This is a genomic window from Lactobacillus kimbladii (assembly GCF_000970755.1).
GTDB classification, from domain to species: domain Bacteria; phylum Bacillota; class Bacilli; order Lactobacillales; family Lactobacillaceae; genus Lactobacillus; species Lactobacillus kimbladii.
This window is the reverse complement of the sequence record NZ_KQ034007.1, coordinates 421291-440859: the sequence shown is the minus strand read 5'-3', so window position 1 is coordinate 440859 and position 19569 is coordinate 421291. Positions and strand designations below refer to the sequence as shown.

Here is a 19569-nt window from a genome sequence, read left to right as displayed (position 1 = left end):
TCATTTTTTATGAAATTCTTGTTTCTCATCATTTGGCACCTGCTGAATCCAGACATCTACTCCCTTTTGCTGCAACTGAGCTAATTCATTAGCCTCCTCCGCAGTTAAATTAATAGTTTTGGAATAGTTTGTTGTTCCTTCTCTGGGCTTAGTGCCACCAAGATTAAGGCTCGTTATTTTATCTCCAGTTCCTTTAATTAATTCAACGGCGTCAGCAACCGATTCCACTACGATTAACATTTTATATTTATCGGTTACCCCAGAATTAATTGCTTTAATACTGTCTGCTACAGACTTCATTACCAGTTTAGACTTTTCCGGTTTTGCCAATCTGATGGCCGATTTGCGAAAATCATCATGGGCAACATCATCATTTACTACAAATATCGTATTAACGTCTAAACTATTAAACCAGGAAACAGCTACTTGCCCATGGACCAAGCGATGGTCAACTCGCACTAGTTTAATCATTTTTCTTTCCTCCATTAACTAAAATCTATTGAGTACCTTGTTTTTACAGCATCCTGCAGTCTGTACTCTAGGGCTACAATTTTACCTTGTCTAGTTGAAAACAGGTTCGTAATTTTAAACACAGGATCTTTTTCTTGGATATGAAATTGCTTACTAATTTCTTCTGTTGCTTTAATTAACTGAAAGTCTTGGTAAACATCATCTGGCTTCTGTGTACCGGTATTGACCGCTTCAATAATTGACATTACTTTTAAGCAATTTGAATCAAATCCCGGAAAGTTATCTAAAAGTAAAAGTAAATGTTCACAGGTAATTTCACCCTTAATTTCCGCTGTAAAAGAAATATCATATAATAACTCCTGTGAGCTCACATTAAAAACTGCAGCATAATATGAACCAACTAGCCTTAGATAAGTATCCTTAAATTTTATTTTGTCCGATGACTCCAAATATAACGGCCTAATAATGCCTGTCATTTCCAAAATATTTTGCTTAGAAATTATTGGAGCAACAAATAAACCACTTCCTTTTTTACGCACAACTTTATTTTCAGCTACTAATTTATTAACAGCTTTTCTAATTGTGGTTCTACTAACATCATATTTTTTTTGCAATTCAGCTTCATTTGGGAGCGTGCTACCGGGCGGATAACCGCCATTATTGATTCTTTGATCCAAAGCAGCATATATTTCTTTAAAAAGCAAAAACTAATCCTCTTGATAATCATAAATATTATTGGCATTAAAATGATATTTAAATTTATTTCCTAATAAATATTGGGTAGTACTCTCAATTGGAAAATCGTCATCTTGATAATTAAAGCTGTTCACTTGATAGAGAGGAGTCCCCTTTTTGACCTGCAACAGACTGCCTATTTTTTTATCAGCCAAAAAGCAACAGATACTCTCTCTACCATAGGTTGGTTTGATCTGATATTCTTTTTCCAGTACCTCATAAAGTGACTTATTAGTAAAATCAATATTTGCCAGTCTGGTAAAATCTGTTTGATTAAAATATGTTATTTCATAGGTTAAAGGAATATCTTTGACAAACCTAATTCGTGCAATCTTGATAACCAGTCCCTCAGGTGCATTAAAAAAATCCTTTAATCTCCCAGGCATTTTTTCAATGGTGGTTGCCAAGTGCTTAATTTTGACAGTTTTATTCTTAAGTTCAGTTGTCATTGAGTCCATGCCTAGCATATTAATGTCAATTTTCCTGTTAGAAATTATTCCCGTTCGTTCTTTGGCTTGTATTTGGCCCTCATTTTTAAGCCTGTCTAAAGCATGTTTAACTGCATTACGACTAACTTGTAATTTTTCTGAAATTTCCCGTTGTGAAGGTAATTCACTAACTTTTTTAAAGTGAATTAAAAATTCTAAGTATTCTTGTACTTGTACTGCAGCAGTTCTTTCTTTAAATTCCATGATATCGTCTTCGTTCTGGTATCATTATTTTATTTTATTGCTTCTTTTTTTAAAGATTTCCCATTTTAAGGGGCTAAAATCAAGGCAATCAATATTTTAAAATATATCTTTATTATTTTTGGTACCAGACTTATAGTAATCGCTTCCACTTACATTGTCAATGTTTTTTTATTTAATCCGCATTTTTATCTGCTTGAGGGCGTTTTAATAGTGGAATTTGCCTTAACTGTTGGTAATTAGGGGCAAAGTAAAGTAAAATGTTTAAGGATTAAAAAAGGAGTGGCATAATGTCGAGACTAGAAAGGCCTGTCGTGATCGGTATTACTGGTGGCTCAGGCAGTGGGAAAACCACAATTGCTCAAAAAATTGTTGCACAAATGCAGGAAAACGAACATGTTCTGATTATGACGCAGGACTCTTACTATAAAGATAATACCGGTATCCCCATGGCTAAACGAATGAAGATCAATTATGATCATCCCGATGCCTTTGATGTACCTTTACTAGAAAAGCAACTGCGTGATTTGCTGGCATACAAGCCAATTGAGATGCCCGTTTATGACTTTAAAGAACATAATCGCAGCCTAAAAACCATTCACAAGGAACCAGCCGATATCATTATCCTTGAAGGAATTCTGGTTTTAGCTAACAAAGAGATTCGTGATTTAATGGATATCAAAGTATATGTTGACACAGACGACGATATTCGTTTCATTAGGCGCTTAGAACGGGACTTAAATGAAAGGGGTCGCTCTATTGAATCTGTAATTGACCAGTATCTGAGTACCGTTAAGCCAATGTATCATCAATTTATTGAACCTACTAAGCGTTATGCTGACATCATTGTCCCAGAAGGTGGCAAAAATGATGTGGCTATTGATATGTTGACTACTAAAGTTCATTCTATTTTAAGTAAAAAAGAGCAATAAAAAAGGAGTAAGCGACCTGAGCCCCAAAAGTTATCGAACTTTTGGGACTCAGTACAAAATGCATTACTCCTTTTTACGTATTTAATCAACTTTAGGCTTTAAAGCATTGTCAAATAAATTGGTAATTAATTTCACTAAAACGCCATCAAAAACTAAAGCAGAAATGATGTTAGTAATGAACATCACTATTTGAACCTGCATACTGAATTTACTCCAACCGTATAAAATATATGATGGAATGAAACAGCCAAATGAAGCAAAGAATGCACCAGTTAATACGCTTTTCCAAGTGAATTTTTGGTATCGTTCTTTCTTGGGAAAAAAGCCAATTTCATTAGTCGCACCCTGAATGACTCCTGAAAGAATGGTAGTAGCTCCCCACTGTCCCCCTATTGCCATTTCAACGATAGAAGCAAGTAATTCACCGATTGTTCCAGAACCTGCTGTGGGAACAAAGTACATTGCCAGCGGTGCAGCCATAAGCCATAAGCCAGAAAACACAGTATCCGTCACCGGTGCAAAACCTGTCGGTACCAAGAGCATCTTAACCAGATTAAAAGCCCAGTTAAAACCATAGGTATAAATTACGCCCATAATGATACCAATCAGCGCGATTAAAATAATTGACTTCACATTCCATTTTGAAGACCTTGTAAACATAAAAATACTCCTAACTTTATAAGTCATTAGGAGCATCTTTAGTAACTAAATTTAACACTTCCCTAACGCAGGTATTGTCCCGTTCAGGTTCAGAGGGTATTTCTCAGCTATTTGGCACCCCTAGTGACTGATATTCATTTTTACTAGTATATCACATTTTAACTATTGAAGTGACCCTAAATTTAAGGTCACTTCAATAGTTTTTCTGCTTTATGCAAAATAACAATTATTTTTAAAACTGACTAAAACTCGCTAGTTTTTCTTTAGTAAGATCACGAATGATAGCAAGGGTCAGATCTACAGATGCTTTAAAGTCAGAATAAGCACTAAAGCAATACGGCGAATGCTCATAGCGCACCGGGATGCCAATCACAATAGTTGGTGCTCCGTTTTCATAATAAATGGCAGCACCATCCTGGCCACCACCGGTACGAACCGAGCGAGTGTAAGGAATATGATTTTTATCTGCTAAATCGCAAGCATATTGCTGGAATTTAGGATTAGGTAAAAACGATGTATCCATGTCACGCAGCATTGGACCTCGCTTTAATCCAGTTTGTGACAACCATTCTGGAGTAAAGGTATCATCAGCAGGACATGATTCCAAAACGATAGCTAAATCCGGCTTTACGGCTCTAGCTGTAACATATGCACCCCGCAAACCCACTTCTTCCTGGCTGGAAAGTGCAGCCACAACGTTAAAATTAGTTTGTTCATCCTTTAAATTGTCTAAGACGTCTGCCATAGCAGCTGCACCAAAACGATCATCAAAATCTTTGCCAAAGAACAAACCAGATTTTTCATTGTATTCACATTTAACATCCACAAAAATTGGACAGCCAGTATCAATTTGATAATCATTAATAGTTTCAGCTCGAGAACTGGAACCAACATCAATAGACATGTCAGCCACATCTGGTACATTATTTTTTTCAGCAGCAGTCATAAAGTGTGGGGGTTTAGTAGCAACTACTCCAGGCACATACTCACCCACACGATTTTTTATTTTAACGCGTAAAGCAGGAATATTGTATTTGACCCAGCCACCCAATGGAACGAATTTAATCATCCCATTAGGACGAACAGCCTGCGTAATAAAACCAACAGAGTCTGAGTGAGCATCTAATTGAATAACCGGCTGATCTTTTTTATTTTCCTTCTTAGCTGCATATACATTTAGCATGCCATCAACTTTAACATTAGCAAAATCCCGAACTGTTTCAGTAAACAATTTAACAAATTCCTCTTCAAAGCCCGAGGTAGAATTGGCATCGGAAAAGTCTTTGAGCATTTTTATTTCTTGTTGTTTATCCATTTTTTTACCTTTCACTTAAATATCTTATTCTTTAATTTTACCAAAAACTGGCATTACAAGTTTAAAAAATAAGCAAGTTCGTAAATAATCTTACTGCTTTTGGTAATATATATACTTTTTGTACGTAATTTACACTCTAAATACTTAAAATAGTCCAAAATAATCTGTTTTTTTGCTCAAAAAATGATATAATCGAAAATATTAGGAATTATAATTGTTTTAAATGAAGGGTAGATAAATGCCAAAAAACGACAATATTAATAATATTATTGATCATAAATTGTTTAGCGAAGATGACATTCATCAGATGTGTGTCAAATTGGGAAAGCAACTTACCACCGATTATGCTGGTAAAAAGCCTTTAATCGTTGGGGCACTTAAAGGTGCCATCTTCTTCTTAACCGATTTAGTAAGAGAAATGGATATTAAAGCTGAAATTGATTTTCTGGACGTTTCGAGCTATGGCAACGAAATGGAATCTTCAGGCAAAGTTAAGCTCATTTCTGATTTAGCAACCGATGTTAAAGATCGTGATGTTTTAATTGTTGAAGATATTGTTGATACTGGATTAACTCTAGATTTTATGAAAGAATTGCTTAAAAAACGTGGCGCCAAAAGCGTTAAATGCTGCGTTTTACTTAATAAAGAAGCAAATCGTAAAGTCGATGTTGATGTTGAGTATTATGGTTCAAAGGTTGGTAACGAGTTTGTAGTAGGCTACGGACTTGATTTCATGAATTATTATCGTAACCTGCGTTATATTGGTGTATTAAAACCCGAAATTATTAAATTAGTTAATAATAAATAAAAAGGAGTTGTCTAAGAGACAACTCCTTTTCAAATGTCTATCCTTCTTTAGACACCTTTTTTTCTTTAGCTACAGCTTTAACTATAAACCAGCGCATAAATCCCTGCTCTATATCGTCAAGTTTGAATTCAAATCCTTCTAACTCAACTTTTTCACCTTTTTTCAAATCTGGATAATGTTCCATCATGTAGCCACCAATTGTAATAATGTCACTATCCTGGAAGCTTTTTAAATCCTTTTTAAAATAACGGGCAAAATCATATAAAGTGGTTTTGCCGGATACATGAATATTACCTTGCTCGTCTCTAATTATATAATCATCAGAAACATCATCAATCTCATCTTTGACAGTACCAAATAGTTCTTCATAAATATCCTTATCTGTAACTATTCCACTGGTACCACCGTATTCATCCACAACAAGGACGATTGGCGTATGTTTCTTAATCATTAATTGGAGAATATCCTGAATTGGCATCGATTCAGGTACAGTAATCATAGTTCTGATAATACGCGTCACTGGCACTTTATCATCAATTTGACTCTGTTGAATAACGTCAAAAGCATAGATATAGCCAACAACATCATCTTTATTGTTATCACGCACAACTGGAATTCGGCTTGAACCTTCATCTAAATACATTTTAAGAGCTTGCGCAATCGTTTCAGTGGAATTAATAACTATTAGACGTGTTCTATCAGTCATAATGTCTTTGGCTATTTTGTCATTCAGTTCAAAAGCACGTTTCATATAGGTCAAATCGTTTTTATCAAGCGAACCACCATGAACAGCTTTACGTGACAATTTGATGATTTCTGATTGCGAATAAACTTGATTTTCTTCATCAGCTGGCTCAAAACCTAACATTTTCAGTAAACCATTTGAACTGGCATTAAGTAACCAAACGAAAGGGTAAACCAAAGTATGAAATAACTGCAAAGGTGTCACAATTTTTAGCAAAATCTTTACAGGCATGTCAATTGCAATATTTTTGGGCACGATTTCTGTAACTACAACTTCTAAATAAGTTAAAAGAATAACACCTAAGATTGCGCTGATAGAGCGAATGACAGAATGGTTAAGATCAACCAAATTAAACATTCTTTCAAATATCGCAGCCAAAGTATCAGCTGAAAACCAACCCAAGACTACTCCAACTAAAGTAGTCCCGACCTGTGTAGTAGAGAGGTACTCATTTAAATTATGAGTCATATGCAGAGCGCGCTTAACTTTGCGATGGTTGCCAATTTTATTGGACAGCATATCTTCAAGCTGGCTGGGTCTAGTTTGAACCAAAGCAAATTCTGCAGCCACAAAGAAAGCTGCAAAAACAAAAATAACTAGAGTTGCTATTAAATTAGTAACTATTTGGGCCGTACTCAAAATTTATATCACCTTTATTAGTTTATCGTTTAAATTAAAATTCCTCATTAAACATTTTATCATTAATAGCGCTTTATTTTAATTAAATTACTTATCTATTTAATTAATTTATATATTTTTTTAAACGGTAAACGATCAGGATAAAATTTGGGATCATTGACTTCTGCTGCATTGTCCTGGTACCCTAACCCAATTGCCATTCCCACAAGTTCATCCTCTGGGATTTTACAATACTTACGTACCAGCTCAGGATAAGATACCATTGAGTGCGCAGGCATAATTGATAATCCTTCATTAAGCGCAAGCAACATAATACTTTGAGAAAAAATCCCTAAATCGTAAACTGACCAAGCTGGAGAGGTTCTTGGGATCGTAAGGAAAGCGACATCCTGAGCATTGAACATATTGTTATTTGATTCCGAGAATAGTTCCATTTTGTTATTAAAAAAATAAGGCTGGGAAGCCCCAACAGCAGCCATATTTTGACTAGGATATGAATCCCAATTGAGTGACAACATTTTGACAAAATCTTCGTGAGGCTCAACATTGTTATCAATTTGAGTTTTCACTTCTTTTTTTAGACCAGAGAGTGCATCACCAGTTAACATATAGACCTTCCAAGGTTGTGAGTTAAGTAATGACGGAGATAACTGTGCCCTTTGAATAATTTTAGCAAGTAATTTTTCGTTAACTTTTCTACTAGTAAACTTGCGAGTTACTCGTTCATGGTTATAAACTTTATTAAATTCCATTCTGATTCAAATCCTTACATATAAAGAGAGCATAATGAAACAACTCTACTTTTTTAAAACAAATTTCTCTAGAATTTCAATACAGGTAGAAATAATCAAAAATACTCTATCTTTTTAATACTCACTTGTTTACACTTCTACTAAAGTTACAAATTGAAGCATTACTATCTAATAAAATCAGTCATATACACATTAATAATATTAATAAATTATACGCAATATTGCAAAGGTATTTGGCAAAGATAACAAAAAAATTTATATAAAAAAGGTTAATTTATTTGCAACTTTGTGTATAAATCACAAAGGTATTTTTAGTATTTTCTGTGATAAATCAAGATTATTAAATTATATACAGATGCTTTTAAAATAGATATTAATAATTTGTTCAGTTTTAAACAAACGTAAAATTAAAAAACAGTTTAACTATAAAACAAATTAAACCGTCTTTTTATATTTTATATTGTCTGCGTATTTCTCGTTCTTGATCCCGCTTCTTAATTGTCTCACGCTTATCATATTTTTTCTTTCCTTGACCAACACCAATAAGAACTTTGGCAAAACCATGTTTAAGATAGACCTTCAAAGGAATAATGGCAATTCCGCGTGCAGACTGATCCTTAGCAAGTCGTGCCAGTTCCTTTTTATGTAAAAGCAACCTTCTTGAGCGAAGTGGTTCATGGTTATACCTATTGCCTTGTTTATATTCGCTGATGTGGACATTCTCAAGAAAAGCGGAACCGTTAATAATTTGTACATAGCCATCGCGTAGATTAATACGCCGTGCCCTCACTGATTTTATTTCCGTGCCCGTTAAAGCAATGCCTGCTTCATATGTTTCTTTAATGAAATAATCATGATGTGCTTTTTTATTTTGAGCAATTAAATTTTCATTTTTTTCTTTTTTCAATTTTCTAACCTAATGTTTGTATCTACTTAAATGTGGATGATTACCATTTTTTTGAAAATTGTTGCGATAATGTCCCTTATGTGCGTGATCGTTGCGAAATCCGCGATTGCCACGTCTTTCGTTTTTAGTACCACGATTATTATGTGACCTCTTAGGTGCATTAGGATCATAAATTTCAAAGTCAAGCTGATGCTGTTCAACGTTTGCATTCGTAAGGGTTACTTTAAGAGGCATCCCAACATGAAATTGTTTATGAGTACCGCGTCCAGTCAGAGTCATGCTTTTTTCATTGTAACTATAAAAATCATCAGTCAAATTTGAAATATGAATTAAGCCCTCAACGGTATTAGGTAATTGGATAAACATGCCAAAACTAGTTACCGATGAAACAACAGCATCAAAGTGTTCGCCAACTTTATCAGCCATAAATTCAGTCATTTTGAGATCATTTACTTCTCTTTCAGTATCGACAGATACACGTTCTTGTGTTGAAGTTTGATCTGCAACTTCAGGTAGATAGCTGGCAAAATGATCCTGTACTTTTTGGTTAATACCCTTTTCACTATAGGCGTGAATCATTCTATGCACCATTAAATCAGAATACCGTCTAATTGGTGAAGTAAAATGAGTATAAAACTTAGCCGCTAGGCCAAAGTGTCCCAGTGGTTCTTCAGAATAATGTGCCTGCTTCAAACTGCGAAGCATCATCATCTGGACTACTGCTTCTTCAGGCGTATCTGTTGTTTTAGCCACGACTTTTTGCAAGTCAATTGGCTTAACGTGATTAGGGTCAGCAGTAATGTGCAATCCAAAAGCGCTGCAAAATTCAAAGAAACCTTTAATGCGCTCACCATCTGGGGTTTCGTGTACACGATACAGAAACGGAACATGCTTGCGATAAAAGTCTTCAGCTACAGTTTCATTTGCCATTAACATGAATGATTCAATCATTTTTTCGGCTATTCCACGATCGTGTAACACAATATCTGTGGGTTTACCTTGGTCGTCGACAATAATTTTTGCTTCTGGTTCTTCAAAATCTATTGCTCCACGACGATGCCTTTGCTGGTATAACACATTATGCAGTTCAGCCATATCTTGCAGCATTGGTGCCAACTTAACGTATTTGTCCTCAAGGTCCTCATGATTTTCTGGATCCAGAACCTTGTTGACATTGTTATAAGTCATTCTGCCGTGTGATCGCATAACAGAGGGATGAATACGATAATTAACTCTTTTTCCTTCCGGAGAAATTTCCATTTCGCAAGACAAAACAAGACGATCTTGCCCCTCATTTAAAGAACAGATGCCATTAGATAATCTAAAAGGCAACATGGGAATTACCCGGTCGACTAAATAGGTACTGTTACCCCTAGTAAAAGCTTCTTTATCCAAAGGAGAATTTTCAGTCACATAATGCGCAACGTCAGCAATATGAACCCCTAAATGATAGTTACCGTTAGGAAGTTTCCATAAAACCACGGCATCATCGAAGTCTTTAGAATCATCCCCATCAATGGTAACTGCGGGCTGGTCCCTAATGTCCTCACGATCCGCCATTTCTGCCTCAGTCACGTGATCAGGAATTGCATTAGACTGCTCAAGAGCATCTTCAGACCATTCTGTACGAACATCATGCTCAGAAACAATGGCCATAATATCGACGCCTGGTAAATTTTTGTTACCAATAATATTGGTAACAACACCAGTCATCGAATCTGGATTATCTTTGTCGGGATAGTTAGCAAGCGATACTTTGACAATATCTTGTTTTTGTGGACGCAAACTGTCCTGACTAATGTAAACGCGATAGTTTGCCAGTTTTTTATTTGAGCTGAGAACATAACCAATAAAATGACTGGTTTTTATTTGAGCATCAGTCATTGAATGAAATTCACCGACAAGCGTTTTTGTACCGCGTTCGAGAATTTCTTCTACTTGTCCTTCAGGCCCTTTGCCATTCCAAGGATTACCACCAGCAGTTATTTTGACTTTAACACGATCACCGTCTACGGCATATGCTGTATAATCGCGAGCAATAAAAATATCATCAGCATCTTCGTCTTCGAGTTTGACGAAACCAAAACCCTTGCTGTTTGCCTTAAAAGTGCCTTCAACTTCGGTATTTTCTTCAGCTAATTGGTATCGACCATTGCCATCAGTGATTATTTTCTTTTCCTGTTCCAAATAGGATAATGCTTTGACCATATCTGAAAAACTGCCAAGTCTGTCTCGGCGCAACATACGGTCAATTTGTTCAACTTGATATTGTTTTTTAGGATTGTGACGAAAAATCTCTAAAACATTGGCTAAGATATTCTCGTTTTGTGCCATGCACTTAACTCCATTTCGTTAGTAAAAAGATAAAAAAAGTCCTCCCATCACTTGATCGGGAGGAACCATTAGTTATTTTGAAGACAAATAAGCTAATACAATAGCAAAAGCGAAAAAGAGCACCAGTAAAACAGATGTTACTTTTTCCATAAATGCTTCAAAACCACGTTTCTTCGTTTGACCACTAAAAACTGCACCGCCAGAGAGTGCATTCAATGCATCTTGCTGTTTTTGCGGCTGCATCATTGTCGCAATAACGATTAAGATTGAAACAATAATTAGTAGCGTCATAAATAAATTGTACAATGCGCTGCCTCCAATATACAGATACGTTACTGGTAAATTTTAGCACAAAATAGATTTAATTTCGAGTTTTATTTTTCTAGTTCAGGTGCATCAGTTTTAAATTTATTTTGCGTTGATTTTTGATGATTTTTATACCATAAAGAAGTTTTATTTTTTGCATATAATTTCTTTAAAGCTTTTTGCTCATTATAATCATAATCTTGCGGCTTAACCTTTTTAAACCACTTTGGATGATAAAAACGTAGGAGATTACCCGCTATAACGCGATCAGATAAGGAAAGCTGTGTGGTAACCTTGTTTGAAATTGCTACTAACTCAGTTTTTAACTTTTTGTCTGGCTGAATTATTTCCTCGCCAGTTTTAGTATCGTAATAGGTACTGCCTACTTTAGCATATAACGGTGTTATAAAGTCACCATTACGTTGTGCCACAATTTGTGGTGCCTTTTTACTTAACAAATCATGACCGAATTGTATAGTGCCCTTGTTTCTAATTCCAAGCAAATTTAACAATGTCGGCAAAACGTCAATTTCGCCTCCGTAGGTTTTTTTGATACCACCTCTTAGGCCTTTCATATGGAACATTAGCGGAACCCGTTGGAATTTCAGATTATCAAAATTAGTAAACTCATCCTGATTAAGTAGCTCCGCACTGGCCTTATGGTGATTGCCAGAAATACCATAATGATCACCATAAAAAACAAGTAGTGTATTTTTACCTAAACCAGTTTTTTTCATCCACCGCATTAATTGACCAACAGCCTGATCTAAATAATGAGCCGTTTGGACATAACCATCGACCGTTTCATCACCAGTGTCAGTTTTAGCAATTGATTGATTTTTCTTATCTAAGTCATAGGGATAGTGATTGGTTACAGTAATTAATTTAAGATAAAAAGGTTGCGGCAAACGTTCAATATACTTAATTGATTGCGAGAAAAAAATCTTGTCTTTTAAGCCGTATCCAATATAATATTTGGGCTTATTTTCATAATATGACAGTGGCATAAAATAGTCATAACCAAATTGCTTGTAGGCATTGTTGCGGTTCCAAAAAGAGCCAGCACCACCATGCATAACGGCAGTTGTATACCCGCCTTGCTGATTTAATATTGCTGGGGCGCTCTCAAACGTATTTGAAGTACCATAACTAGACATTGCTGAACCTGATTGCAGACCGAAAAGAGAATTTTCTAGCATCATCTCGGCATCTGAAGTTTTGCCCTGACCTACTTGATTATAAAAGTTAGCAAAACTAAGCGTATTTTTAGCGTGATACAGTTTGTTTAAATTAGGAGTGACCTCTTTGCCTTTCCACTTGTACCCTATTAAAAATTGCTGAAAGCTTTCAAGATGTATGACCAGCACATTTTTGCCCTTGGCAACACCCGTATAAGCACTATTAGGTTTAACGTAATTAACCTTTAAGTACTTTTTAACCGATTGCAAGTCAGAAACGTTAGCCTTTGCCATTTGTTCGCTTGTTTGAGCTGTTTTAAAGGCGTCATATACTGCATATTCATTAATACCCAAATATTTGACAATATAGCTGTTGTCAAAAGTTCTGGTTAACAAACCTGAGCGATCTTTTTGAGCCATCAACAAATTAACTCCAATGAGAAGAACAGCAATACCTTCAAGCAAAAGATTAAATTTTAACTTTAATGGGCGTAAATCATATTTAACGACTTTACTAACCATTAAAAAGATGATTAGCGCTATATCAACAAAGGCTAAAAAATCTGTTACTCGAGTTATTCCTACAATACTTTTACCTAAATTATCAGCAGTTGACCCAGAAGTTTTAATAATAGACAAAGACAAAAAATTTGAAAACTCGCGATAATAAAGAATGTTGGCAAATAACCACAAGCTGAGCACAAAATCAATTGCAATCATGATCCAATATGATTTTCTGCCCTTAAAAAAAAGACCAATTCCTAGCAAAAGCAATCCTGAAGGCAAAGGATTCAAAAATAACAGAAAATTCTGCATTGCACCCTCGGCACCCAGATTAAATTTTGTTAAATAAATTACATATGTCTTCAACCAGAAAGTCACTAAAATAATAGTAAAAAAGCCTAGTTTGGTTTGGGTTAACCATTGCAGAAAAGACTTGATACGTGTCATCTTATTCTCCTCTCACTAAGCCTATATCTTACCCTTAACTGCAGATAAGTGCAGGGATTTTAATAAAAATTAATCATTCGGTGGGTTTAGCAATTTTTGCAGGTTTAAAAATCCAACCAAAGATTCCTAGGATCATACCGAAAAAATACGTGACAAAACGCCACAAGAACATCCCTACAATTAAGGTACCATTAGATGAAATAAAGGTGGAGAATAAAGTTTGAAAGCTATATTCTGCCCCGCCTGACGCTCCGGGAATAGGTATGATTGCCATGAACATGATAATCATAATGTTCATTTGAGTTACGCTTGCCCAATCAGCAGGAACATTTAGTGTGACCAGCGTCATATAGGGAATGGAATAAAAGCATAACAATTGTAATACAGTGAGTATTACACACACTATTAATTTCTTTTTTTCTCTTTTTAACTTTTGGCTTTCCTCATAAAATGTTTCAATTTTATCAAGCGTGTTTTTGCGCCATATATCGACCCGCTTTTGATTAATAAATTTCGCCAGTAAGTTCATTATCCAGTTGGCAGTTTTTTTAGTCCAATTATAGGCAAACAGAATTGCCAGCAAAAAAGCAATAGAGCTAACATGAATTAAAAAGCCGATTGCGATAAAAATAGCTAACCCTGCAAATTTGGTTGCTACCATATGAAAACCGGTAATAATTGTAGTGACGTAAGCTAAAAAAACTACAATCTGATAAATAATAAACTTCATTAGCAATAAGGAAGTTGCTCTGCCGCCTTCTATTCCCATTTGAACCATAGCAGCTAATTGTGAAGGTTGTCCACCAGTTGACATAGGAGTGATGGCATTAAAAAGCGCTTGAATCAAAGGAATTCTAAAAAAAGACCATTTTGAGCGTTTAGGTTCATTTTTGCGCTTGGTAAGAACTGCCAAAATGCTGGCTTCAAAAACATAGGAAAGAAGCATTAAACCAAAGACAGCAACTAAACCAATCAAGTTAATGTTGCGAGCTGCTCGCTCCAACTGCGCAATCGGAGTTGATCTCAAATCAACATACAAAACTACGCCACTTATTACAAGAACTATGGCAACGCCCCACAAGTGTTTTTTATTCATTAGCGAATTTGTCCCAGCTCACGACCAATTTCATATTGTTCGTGATAAAAATCATCCCATATATGAGCTAAATTATCTTCAGAATATTTTTCACTAGCTTCATCAGATAACTGGCTATATTTATTTAAAATGGCTGGATCCTGGGCAGCTGCTTGCAATTGCTGGTTCATTTCAGAGAAATTGCTGCCCTTCATGTAATAACCACTGATTATTGCCTGATATAAATCAAGATCGCGCAACAAAACTGGCGTACCACAGCTAAAGGCCTCTAAAACAGACATAGGAAACAGCTCATCATAAGACGGCAAAACAAATAGATCTGCAATATTGAGATAATCAACTAATTTCTGTCGATCAATGATTCCCGTAAATTTAAGATTCTGTGGCGGATTTTCGACTAGTTTTTTAAAATGATCGTAACCATCAGTTATTTTGCCAAAAGAAAAACCTCCAGCCCAGATAAATTGCATTTCAGGGTTAGCCTCAGCGAATTTGGCAAAGTCATCAACGCCTTTACGAGCCTGTACTTGACCATCACCAAAAACCACAAATTTATTAAGTGGAATGCCTAATTGATGCCTAAATGAATTCTTTTTTTCCTGACTTTCTGAATAAAATTCATTTTTCGACACAAAGTTCGGAATATACTTAACATTTTCGCGTTTGATACCATATTTAACTAATTTATCGATAAAAATGGGATTAACAACTACAATTTCATCCATGCGCTTATAAAAATCAATTACATATTTATAAAAAATATTTTTGGCCATTGACGGCAATTTAACAGACCCTTCAAGCGTTTCTGGTAAAAAGTGAACATAACCAATTTTGCGTCCTCGTGCCGGTGAAAAGCTGTTAGCAAAATAAGTTGGATTTACCGTATGATAATGTGTCAGATCACTTTTGCCATACTTGTTGTTAGTGACATAAAATTTATCGACCAAGTGTGTTCTAAGCAATCTTATCAGCTCCGTATATGCCGAACCGACTCCTTGTCCTTTTACTGAGGCAGCTTGTGAAAACATATTAATTCTAATCATTTGTCTCCTCTTTGAGATCCTTTTGATAATTTGAAATTGTATCTTGATAAAATTGATAAACTGAACTGGCAAATTTTTGAGCAGAGATTTGATCCATTTTTGCAGCTAATTTATCATGTGGGATTTGTTTTCTCCCTTTTCTTAAGTAGAATAATATTTCATTTAACATTTCGCCAGGACCATTAAAGACTTTGCCAAATTCTTCATCATCAAAAACATGTTCAGTATAGTCTGTATCATAAACGACGCATCTTGTGCCTGAAGCCAGGGCTTCAATATATGTCAGACCTTGAGTTTCCGTATCACTGGCCGAAACAAACAAATCAGCCATTTTATAGTATGAACCAACATCATCGTGAGGTATATCCCCAGTAAATATTATACTATCTTCTAATGTTAATCTTTCAACCTGTTCTTGCAAAACTTCCATATCTGGTCCGTCTCCAGCTATCACTAGACGTGTTTGAGGAAACTCATCAAGAATTTCCGGCATTGCATTTAGGATGCGATCTATTTTCTTTTCTTCTGCAACTCTACTCAAAGTTAATAATACCGGGACATCGTCTGGAATATCTAACTCTTTGCGAACGTCAACTGTTTCAGGCTTATTTAAGCTATTTATGTCCACTCCAGTTGGGATAACCCTCATAGGTATGTTTACCCTATAACGCTTTAAAAGAGCCTCTACGCGCTTACTAGGTGCAATAACACCATCCATATTTTTTAAGTAAGCATTAGTAAATTGCTTAACATGATACGGTCTAAGCAAATGCCCATTTAAAACGTAGTGCAAGTAGTCTTCATACATAGTATGATAAGTATGAATTGCCGGAATTTTCAATTGGTGGGCAACATACTTCCCTATCATACCTAAAGCAAATTCGGTTTGGGTATGAACAATATCCAATTTAACTTCACGAGCAACCTTTGTAGCTTCAAAAAACCCTCTAAACGCAACTCGCCTGTCGGTAAATGAAATAAAGGGAACGCTGCTGAAACGGAATATATTAGCCTCAACTGTCCCCTTTTTTATATGAGGATCAGTAGTAGTAAAAATAAAGACATTATGACCTTGCTTTTCAAGAGCATCTTTTAAGGTTTTAATTGATGTTGCTACACCACTTAATTGTGGAAAATATGAATCGGTAAAAATACCAATATTCATCTTGAATACCTCCATAAAAGGTATTATAAAGATTACACATAAGTTGTGCAATTTTTATGGAAAAACTAACAATACAAAAGCAGCCCTCATACGAGGGCTGCTTTGTAATAGCGGTGATCGGGGTCGAACCGATACGTCCTAAACGGACACCAGATTTTGAGTCTGGCGCGTCTGCCAATTCCGCCACACCGCCATAATATGTTTTAATTTACAGTTCAATGAGTGAACCGATAAAGGCGGGGATCGGATTTGAACCGACGATTAAGGTTTTGCAGACCTCTGCCTTACCACTTGGCTACACCGCCATCGAATTTTTTAAAAAATAGATTGGGATAGCTGGATTCGAACCAGCGCATAATAGAGTCAAAGTCTAGTGCCTTACCGCTTGGCTATATCCCAATGCTAGGGCGGAATATGGGATTCGAACCCATGTATGCCGGATCCACAAACCGGTGTGTTAACCCCTTCACCAATTCCGCCATGAAGGTAAACAGGGATAGTAGGAATTGAACCCACACTAGCGGTTTTGGAGACCGATGTACTACCTTTATACGATATCCCTATTATGGAGGAGGGTGGATTCGAACCGCCGAACTCAGAGAGAGCGGTTTTACAGACCGCCGCGTTTAGCCACTTCGCTACTCCTCCAGGCTGATGGCGCGGGACGGAATCGAACCGCCGACACAAGGAGCTTCAATCCTTTGCTCTACCGACTGAGCTACCGAGCCATCCTACGGTCCATATCAGATTTGAACTGATGATCTTCTCCGTGACAGGGAGACGAGATAAACCACTGCTCCAATGGACCATATTGCGGGAGGTGGATTTGGACCACCGACCTTCGGGTTATGAGCCCGACGAGCTACCAGACTGCTCCATCCCGCGATTATTATTAAAGGAGGATGTGGGATTTGAACCCACGCACGGCAAGACCGTCTAACGGTTTTCAAAACCGTCCCCTTAAGCCACTTGGGTAATCCTCCAAATGTAAATATACCAAGAATGGTAATGACCCGTACGGGATTTGAACCCATGTTACCGCCGTGAAAGGGCGATGTCTTAACCACTTGACCAACGGGTCATATTTATCGTTCCTACGCCATAAGACGCTTAATTATAATACCTAACTTATTGTAAAAAGTCAACTGTTTTTTATTTGGTTAACCCAACAAATCCTGTTAAGCTACTGAATCACAACGTTATTAATAATACAGGATTATAGCTCATCATGCAAGACTTTTGTGCAAAAAGTTGAACTTTTTTCGTATGATTGCTAGCTAAAACTTACTTTTTCCAAAAATCACGGTATTTTTCATTATATCCGTAAAAAAGGCTGTATCATCTTTTTTGAAAGAATTAACAAGTCAATTAAAGCCAATTCTACCAATTAAAAAGACCGTAGATTTAATTCTAACGGTCTTTTTAATATATAGCGGAGACTGAGAGATTCGAACTCTCGCACCAGAATAACCCGATCTACACCCTTAGCAAGGGCGCCTCTTCAGCCACTTGAGTAAGTCTCCACAATGGGCCTAAATGGACTTGAACCATCGACCTCACGCTTATCAGGCGTGCGCTCTAACCAGCTGAGCTATAGGCCCCAAAAAGCGGGTAACGAGAATCGGACTCGCGACTAAAGCTTGGAAGGCTTTCGTTTTACCACTAAACCATACCCGCACTAAATAATAAATGGCGCGGGACGGAATCGAACCGCCGACACAAGGAGCTTCAATCCTTTGCTCTACCGACTGAGCTACCGAGCCATCCTACGGTCCATATCAGATTTGAACTGATGATCTTCTCCGTGACAGGGAGACGAGATAAACCACTGCTCCAATGGACCATATTGCGGGAGGTGGATTTGGACCACCGACCTTCGGGTTATGAGCCCGACGAGCTACCAGACTGCTCCATCCCGCGATTTTAAAATATAAAAGTACAAACAAACTCCATACTTTATGGACCTTGTAGGACTCGAACCTACGACAGGACGGTTATGAGCCGTCTGCTCTAACCAACTGAGCTAAAGGTCCAAGCTCTGGGAAATAGCGGCGGGGGGGATCGAACCCTCGACCTCCCGGGTATGAACCGGACGCTCTAGCCAGCTGAGCTACACCGCCAACAATGTAACCATTTTACAAAGATTACAATCGGGAAGACAGGATTCGAACCTGCGACCCCCTGGTCCCAAACCAGGTGCTCTACCAAACTGAGCCACTTCCCGTTATTATGCGCCCTGAAGGATTTGAACCTTCAACCTTCTGATTCGTAGTCAGACACTCTATCCAGTTGCGCTAAGGGCGCATCACTAAATGCCGAGGACCGGAGTCGAACCGGTACGGTTGAAACCAACCGCGGGATTTTAAGTCCCGTGCGTCTGCCAATTCCGCCACCCCGGCAAGTAATGAAAGCGGAAGACGGGATTCGAACCCGCGACCCCCACCATGGCAAGGTGATGTTCTACCACTGAACTACTTCCGCATAATATGTAATGCCGATTATACGATTTGAACGTACGACCCCCTGTTTACAAGACAGATGCTCTACCAACTGAGCTAAATCGGCAAAATGTAAATATGGTATATATTATTGGCGAATACGGGTGGTGGGACTTGAACCCACACGTCCGAAAACACTAGAACCTAAATCTAGCGCGTCTGCCAATTCCGCCACACCCGCAAAATGGGGCCATGAGTCGTGACGGGCTTGAACCGTCGACCCTCTGATTAAAAGTCAGATGCTCTACCAACTGAGCTAACGACTCGGAATGGAGGATACAGGGCTCGAACCTGTGACCTCCTGCTTGTAAGGCAGATGCTCTCCCAGCTGAGCTAATCCTCCAT

Annotated in this window: 16 protein-coding genes, 27 tRNA genes and 1 riboswitch; of the genes, 2 read left to right on the top strand and 41 right to left on the bottom strand. The window is 37.1% G+C overall.

All coding sequences use genetic code 11. The annotated features are described in order from the left end of the window. From JF75_RS02660 to JF75_RS10245, 3 genes are read right to left on the bottom strand one after another with little or no spacing between them, the layout of a single operon-like run. A complete protein-coding gene (locus JF75_RS02660; RefSeq protein ID WP_045927681.1) occupies positions 1-471 on the bottom strand; it encodes a PTS sugar transporter subunit IIB in 471 nt (156 codons plus the stop codon). A 14-nt stretch (positions 472-485) separates the two neighbouring features. Continuing rightward, positions 486-1175 (bottom strand): GntR family transcriptional regulator, encoded by a 690-nt coding sequence (locus JF75_RS02655; protein WP_046331715.1) that lies wholly within the window; start codon positions 1173-1175, stop codon positions 486-488. A gap of 3 nt (positions 1176-1178) precedes the next feature. After that, complete coding sequence (locus JF75_RS10245; RefSeq protein WP_045927679.1) at positions 1179-1898, bottom strand: GntR family transcriptional regulator; 720 nt, start codon at positions 1896-1898, stop codon at positions 1179-1181. A gap of 287 nt (positions 1899-2185) precedes the next feature. Here JF75_RS10245 and udk point away from each other — a divergent pair, with 287 nt between their 5' ends. Continuing rightward, positions 2186-2827, top strand: coding sequence for a uridine kinase (gene udk / locus JF75_RS02645; protein ID WP_046331714.1), 642 nt, complete (start codon positions 2186-2188; stop codon positions 2825-2827). An 81-nt stretch (positions 2828-2908) separates the two neighbouring features. Here the strand turns inward: udk and JF75_RS02640 are convergent, their stop codons facing one another. Together JF75_RS02640 and JF75_RS02635 are read right to left on the bottom strand one after the other, a co-directional pair. Continuing rightward, complete coding sequence (locus JF75_RS02640; RefSeq protein WP_046331713.1) at positions 2909-3487, bottom strand: ECF transporter S component; 579 nt, start codon at positions 3485-3487, stop codon at positions 2909-2911. Between the two features lie 42 nt (positions 3488-3529). Continuing rightward, positions 3530-3619, bottom strand: a riboswitch (TPP riboswitch). A 100-nt stretch (positions 3620-3719) separates the two neighbouring features. Continuing rightward, positions 3720-4802, bottom strand: coding sequence for a M42 family metallopeptidase (locus JF75_RS02635; protein WP_046332914.1), 1083 nt, complete (start codon positions 4800-4802; stop codon positions 3720-3722). A 238-nt stretch (positions 4803-5040) separates the two neighbouring features. On the opposite strand from JF75_RS02635, the gene hpt reads away from it, so the two are divergent. After that, positions 5041-5610 carry a hypoxanthine phosphoribosyltransferase gene (gene hpt, locus JF75_RS02630; protein WP_046331712.1) on the top strand — a complete coding sequence of 190 codons (570 nt, stop codon included), beginning with the start codon at positions 5041-5043 and terminating at the stop codon, positions 5608-5610. A gap of 37 nt (positions 5611-5647) precedes the next feature. On the opposite strand, the gene JF75_RS02625 is transcribed toward hpt, so the two are convergent. The 36 genes from JF75_RS02625 to JF75_RS02450 all read right to left on the bottom strand — a co-directional run bounded on the left by JF75_RS02625 (position 5648) and on the right by JF75_RS02450 (position 19567). Further along, positions 5648-6994, bottom strand: coding sequence for a hemolysin family protein (locus JF75_RS02625; protein ID WP_046331711.1), 1347 nt, complete (start codon positions 6992-6994; stop codon positions 5648-5650). Between the two features lie 95 nt (positions 6995-7089). Then, positions 7090-7746 carry a nitroreductase gene (locus tag JF75_RS02620; protein WP_046331710.1) on the bottom strand — a complete coding sequence of 219 codons (657 nt, stop codon included), beginning with the start codon at positions 7744-7746 and terminating at the stop codon, positions 7090-7092. Between the two features lie 448 nt (positions 7747-8194). Beyond that, positions 8195-8653, bottom strand: a complete 459-nt coding sequence (smpB, locus tag JF75_RS02615; protein WP_034977078.1) for an SsrA-binding protein SmpB — start codon at positions 8651-8653, stop codon at positions 8195-8197. Positions 8654-8662: 9 nt separating this feature from the next. Continuing rightward, positions 8663-10987: a ribonuclease R gene (rnr, locus tag JF75_RS02610; protein WP_046331709.1), complete on the bottom strand. Its 2325-nt coding sequence runs from the start codon at positions 10985-10987 to the stop codon at positions 8663-8665. Positions 10988-11059: 72 nt separating this feature from the next. Continuing rightward, complete coding sequence (secG, locus tag JF75_RS02605; RefSeq protein WP_034977075.1) at positions 11060-11293, bottom strand: preprotein translocase subunit SecG; 234 nt, start codon at positions 11291-11293, stop codon at positions 11060-11062. Positions 11294-11361: 68 nt separating this feature from the next. Further along, positions 11362-13422: an LTA synthase family protein gene (locus JF75_RS02600; protein ID WP_046331708.1), complete on the bottom strand. Its 2061-nt coding sequence runs from the start codon at positions 13420-13422 to the stop codon at positions 11362-11364. Positions 13423-13495: 73 nt separating this feature from the next. Beyond that, positions 13496-14518: a lysylphosphatidylglycerol synthase transmembrane domain-containing protein gene (locus tag JF75_RS02595; protein ID WP_046331707.1), complete on the bottom strand. Its 1023-nt coding sequence runs from the start codon at positions 14516-14518 to the stop codon at positions 13496-13498. Then, the gene (locus JF75_RS02590; RefSeq protein WP_046331706.1) at positions 14518-15561 is read right to left on the bottom strand and encodes a glycosyltransferase family 4 protein; all 1044 of its coding nucleotides are present in this window, start codon (positions 15559-15561) and stop codon (positions 14518-14520) included. The genes JF75_RS02595 and JF75_RS02590 overlap by 1 nt, the downstream gene beginning before the upstream one ends. Next, positions 15554-16726, bottom strand: a complete 1173-nt coding sequence (locus JF75_RS02585) for a glycosyltransferase family 4 protein (RefSeq protein WP_046331705.1) — start codon at positions 16724-16726, stop codon at positions 15554-15556. The genes JF75_RS02590 and JF75_RS02585 overlap by 8 nt, the downstream gene beginning before the upstream one ends. A gap of 108 nt (positions 16727-16834) precedes the next feature. Continuing rightward, positions 16835-16919 (bottom strand) — tRNA-Leu (locus JF75_RS02580). A 41-nt stretch (positions 16920-16960) separates the two neighbouring features. Next, positions 16961-17031 (bottom strand) — tRNA-Cys (locus JF75_RS02575). A gap of 22 nt (positions 17032-17053) precedes the next feature. Then, a tRNA-Gln gene (locus JF75_RS02570) sits at positions 17054-17125 on the bottom strand. A 7-nt stretch (positions 17126-17132) separates the two neighbouring features. Then, a tRNA-His gene (locus tag JF75_RS02565) sits at positions 17133-17205 on the bottom strand. A gap of 12 nt (positions 17206-17217) precedes the next feature. Further along, a tRNA-Trp gene (locus JF75_RS02560) sits at positions 17218-17288 on the bottom strand. 4 nt (positions 17289-17292) lie between these two features. Further along, positions 17293-17374 (bottom strand) — tRNA-Tyr (locus JF75_RS02555). A gap of 7 nt (positions 17375-17381) precedes the next feature. After that, positions 17382-17454 (bottom strand) — tRNA-Phe (locus JF75_RS02550). A 6-nt stretch (positions 17455-17460) separates the two neighbouring features. Then, positions 17461-17534, bottom strand: a tRNA-Asp gene (locus tag JF75_RS02545). A gap of 3 nt (positions 17535-17537) precedes the next feature. Then, a tRNA-Met gene (locus tag JF75_RS02540) sits at positions 17538-17611 on the bottom strand. 11 nt (positions 17612-17622) lie between these two features. After that, positions 17623-17709: transfer RNA gene (locus JF75_RS02535), tRNA-Ser, on the bottom strand. A gap of 26 nt (positions 17710-17735) precedes the next feature. Next, positions 17736-17807 (bottom strand) — tRNA-Glu (locus JF75_RS02530). Between the two features lie 352 nt (positions 17808-18159). Further along, positions 18160-18249, bottom strand: a tRNA-Ser gene (locus JF75_RS02525). Positions 18250-18253: 4 nt separating this feature from the next. Then, a tRNA-Ile gene (locus JF75_RS02520) sits at positions 18254-18327 on the bottom strand. A 5-nt stretch (positions 18328-18332) separates the two neighbouring features. Beyond that, a tRNA-Gly gene (locus JF75_RS02515) sits at positions 18333-18403 on the bottom strand. A 13-nt stretch (positions 18404-18416) separates the two neighbouring features. Beyond that, a tRNA-Phe gene (locus JF75_RS02510) sits at positions 18417-18489 on the bottom strand. Between the two features lie 6 nt (positions 18490-18495). Next, positions 18496-18569: transfer RNA gene (locus JF75_RS02505), tRNA-Asp, on the bottom strand. Between the two features lie 3 nt (positions 18570-18572). After that, positions 18573-18646: transfer RNA gene (locus JF75_RS02500), tRNA-Met, on the bottom strand. A gap of 39 nt (positions 18647-18685) precedes the next feature. After that, positions 18686-18759: transfer RNA gene (locus tag JF75_RS02495), tRNA-Ile, on the bottom strand. Between the two features lie 13 nt (positions 18760-18772). Further along, positions 18773-18846 (bottom strand) — tRNA-Met (locus JF75_RS02490). Between the two features lie 30 nt (positions 18847-18876). Further along, positions 18877-18950 (bottom strand) — tRNA-Pro (locus tag JF75_RS02485). Positions 18951-18956: 6 nt separating this feature from the next. Next, a tRNA-Arg gene (locus JF75_RS02480) sits at positions 18957-19030 on the bottom strand. Positions 19031-19039: 9 nt separating this feature from the next. Further along, positions 19040-19125 (bottom strand) — tRNA-Leu (locus JF75_RS02475). 10 nt (positions 19126-19135) lie between these two features. Continuing rightward, a tRNA-Gly gene (locus JF75_RS02470) sits at positions 19136-19207 on the bottom strand. Between the two features lie 11 nt (positions 19208-19218). Continuing rightward, positions 19219-19291 (bottom strand) — tRNA-Thr (locus JF75_RS02465). Positions 19292-19323: 32 nt separating this feature from the next. Continuing rightward, positions 19324-19405: transfer RNA gene (locus JF75_RS02460), tRNA-Leu, on the bottom strand. 12 nt (positions 19406-19417) lie between these two features. Further along, a tRNA-Lys gene (locus JF75_RS02455) sits at positions 19418-19490 on the bottom strand. A 4-nt stretch (positions 19491-19494) separates the two neighbouring features. Beyond that, positions 19495-19567 (bottom strand) — tRNA-Val (locus JF75_RS02450). Positions 19568-19569 lie beyond the last annotated feature (2 nt).

Excerpts from the sequence above, each read along its gene's own strand:
- JF75_RS02660 (WP_045927681.1), bottom strand. The coding sequence starts at position 471 with ATGATTAAACTAGTGCGAGTTGACCATCGCTTGGTCCATGGGCAAGTA.
- JF75_RS10245 (WP_045927679.1), bottom strand. The coding sequence starts at position 1,898 with ATGGAATTTAAAGAAAGAACTGCTGCAGTACAAGTACAAGAATACTTA.
- udk (WP_046331714.1), top strand. The coding sequence starts at position 2,186 with ATGTCGAGACTAGAAAGGCCTGTCGTGATCGGTATTACTGGTGGCTCA.
- JF75_RS02640 (WP_046331713.1), bottom strand. The coding sequence starts at position 3,487 with ATGTTTACAAGGTCTTCAAAATGGAATGTGAAGTCAATTATTTTAATC.
- JF75_RS02635 (WP_046332914.1), bottom strand. The coding sequence starts at position 4,802 with ATGGATAAACAACAAGAAATAAAAATGCTCAAAGACTTTTCCGATGCC.
- hpt (WP_046331712.1), top strand. The coding sequence starts at position 5,041 with ATGCCAAAAAACGACAATATTAATAATATTATTGATCATAAATTGTTT.
- JF75_RS02620 (WP_046331710.1), bottom strand. The coding sequence starts at position 7,746 with ATGGAATTTAATAAAGTTTATAACCATGAACGAGTAACTCGCAAGTTT.
- rnr (WP_046331709.1), bottom strand. The coding sequence starts at position 10,987 with ATGGCACAAAACGAGAATATCTTAGCCAATGTTTTAGAGATTTTTCGT.
- JF75_RS02600 (WP_046331708.1), bottom strand. The coding sequence starts at position 13,422 with ATGACACGTATCAAGTCTTTTCTGCAATGGTTAACCCAAACCAAACTA.
- JF75_RS02595 (WP_046331707.1), bottom strand. The coding sequence starts at position 14,518 with ATGAATAAAAAACACTTGTGGGGCGTTGCCATAGTTCTTGTAATAAGT.
- JF75_RS02590 (WP_046331706.1), bottom strand. The coding sequence starts at position 15,561 with ATGATTAGAATTAATATGTTTTCACAAGCTGCCTCAGTAAAAGGACAA.
- JF75_RS02585 (WP_046331705.1), bottom strand. The coding sequence starts at position 16,726 with ATGAATATTGGTATTTTTACCGATTCATATTTTCCACAATTAAGTGGT.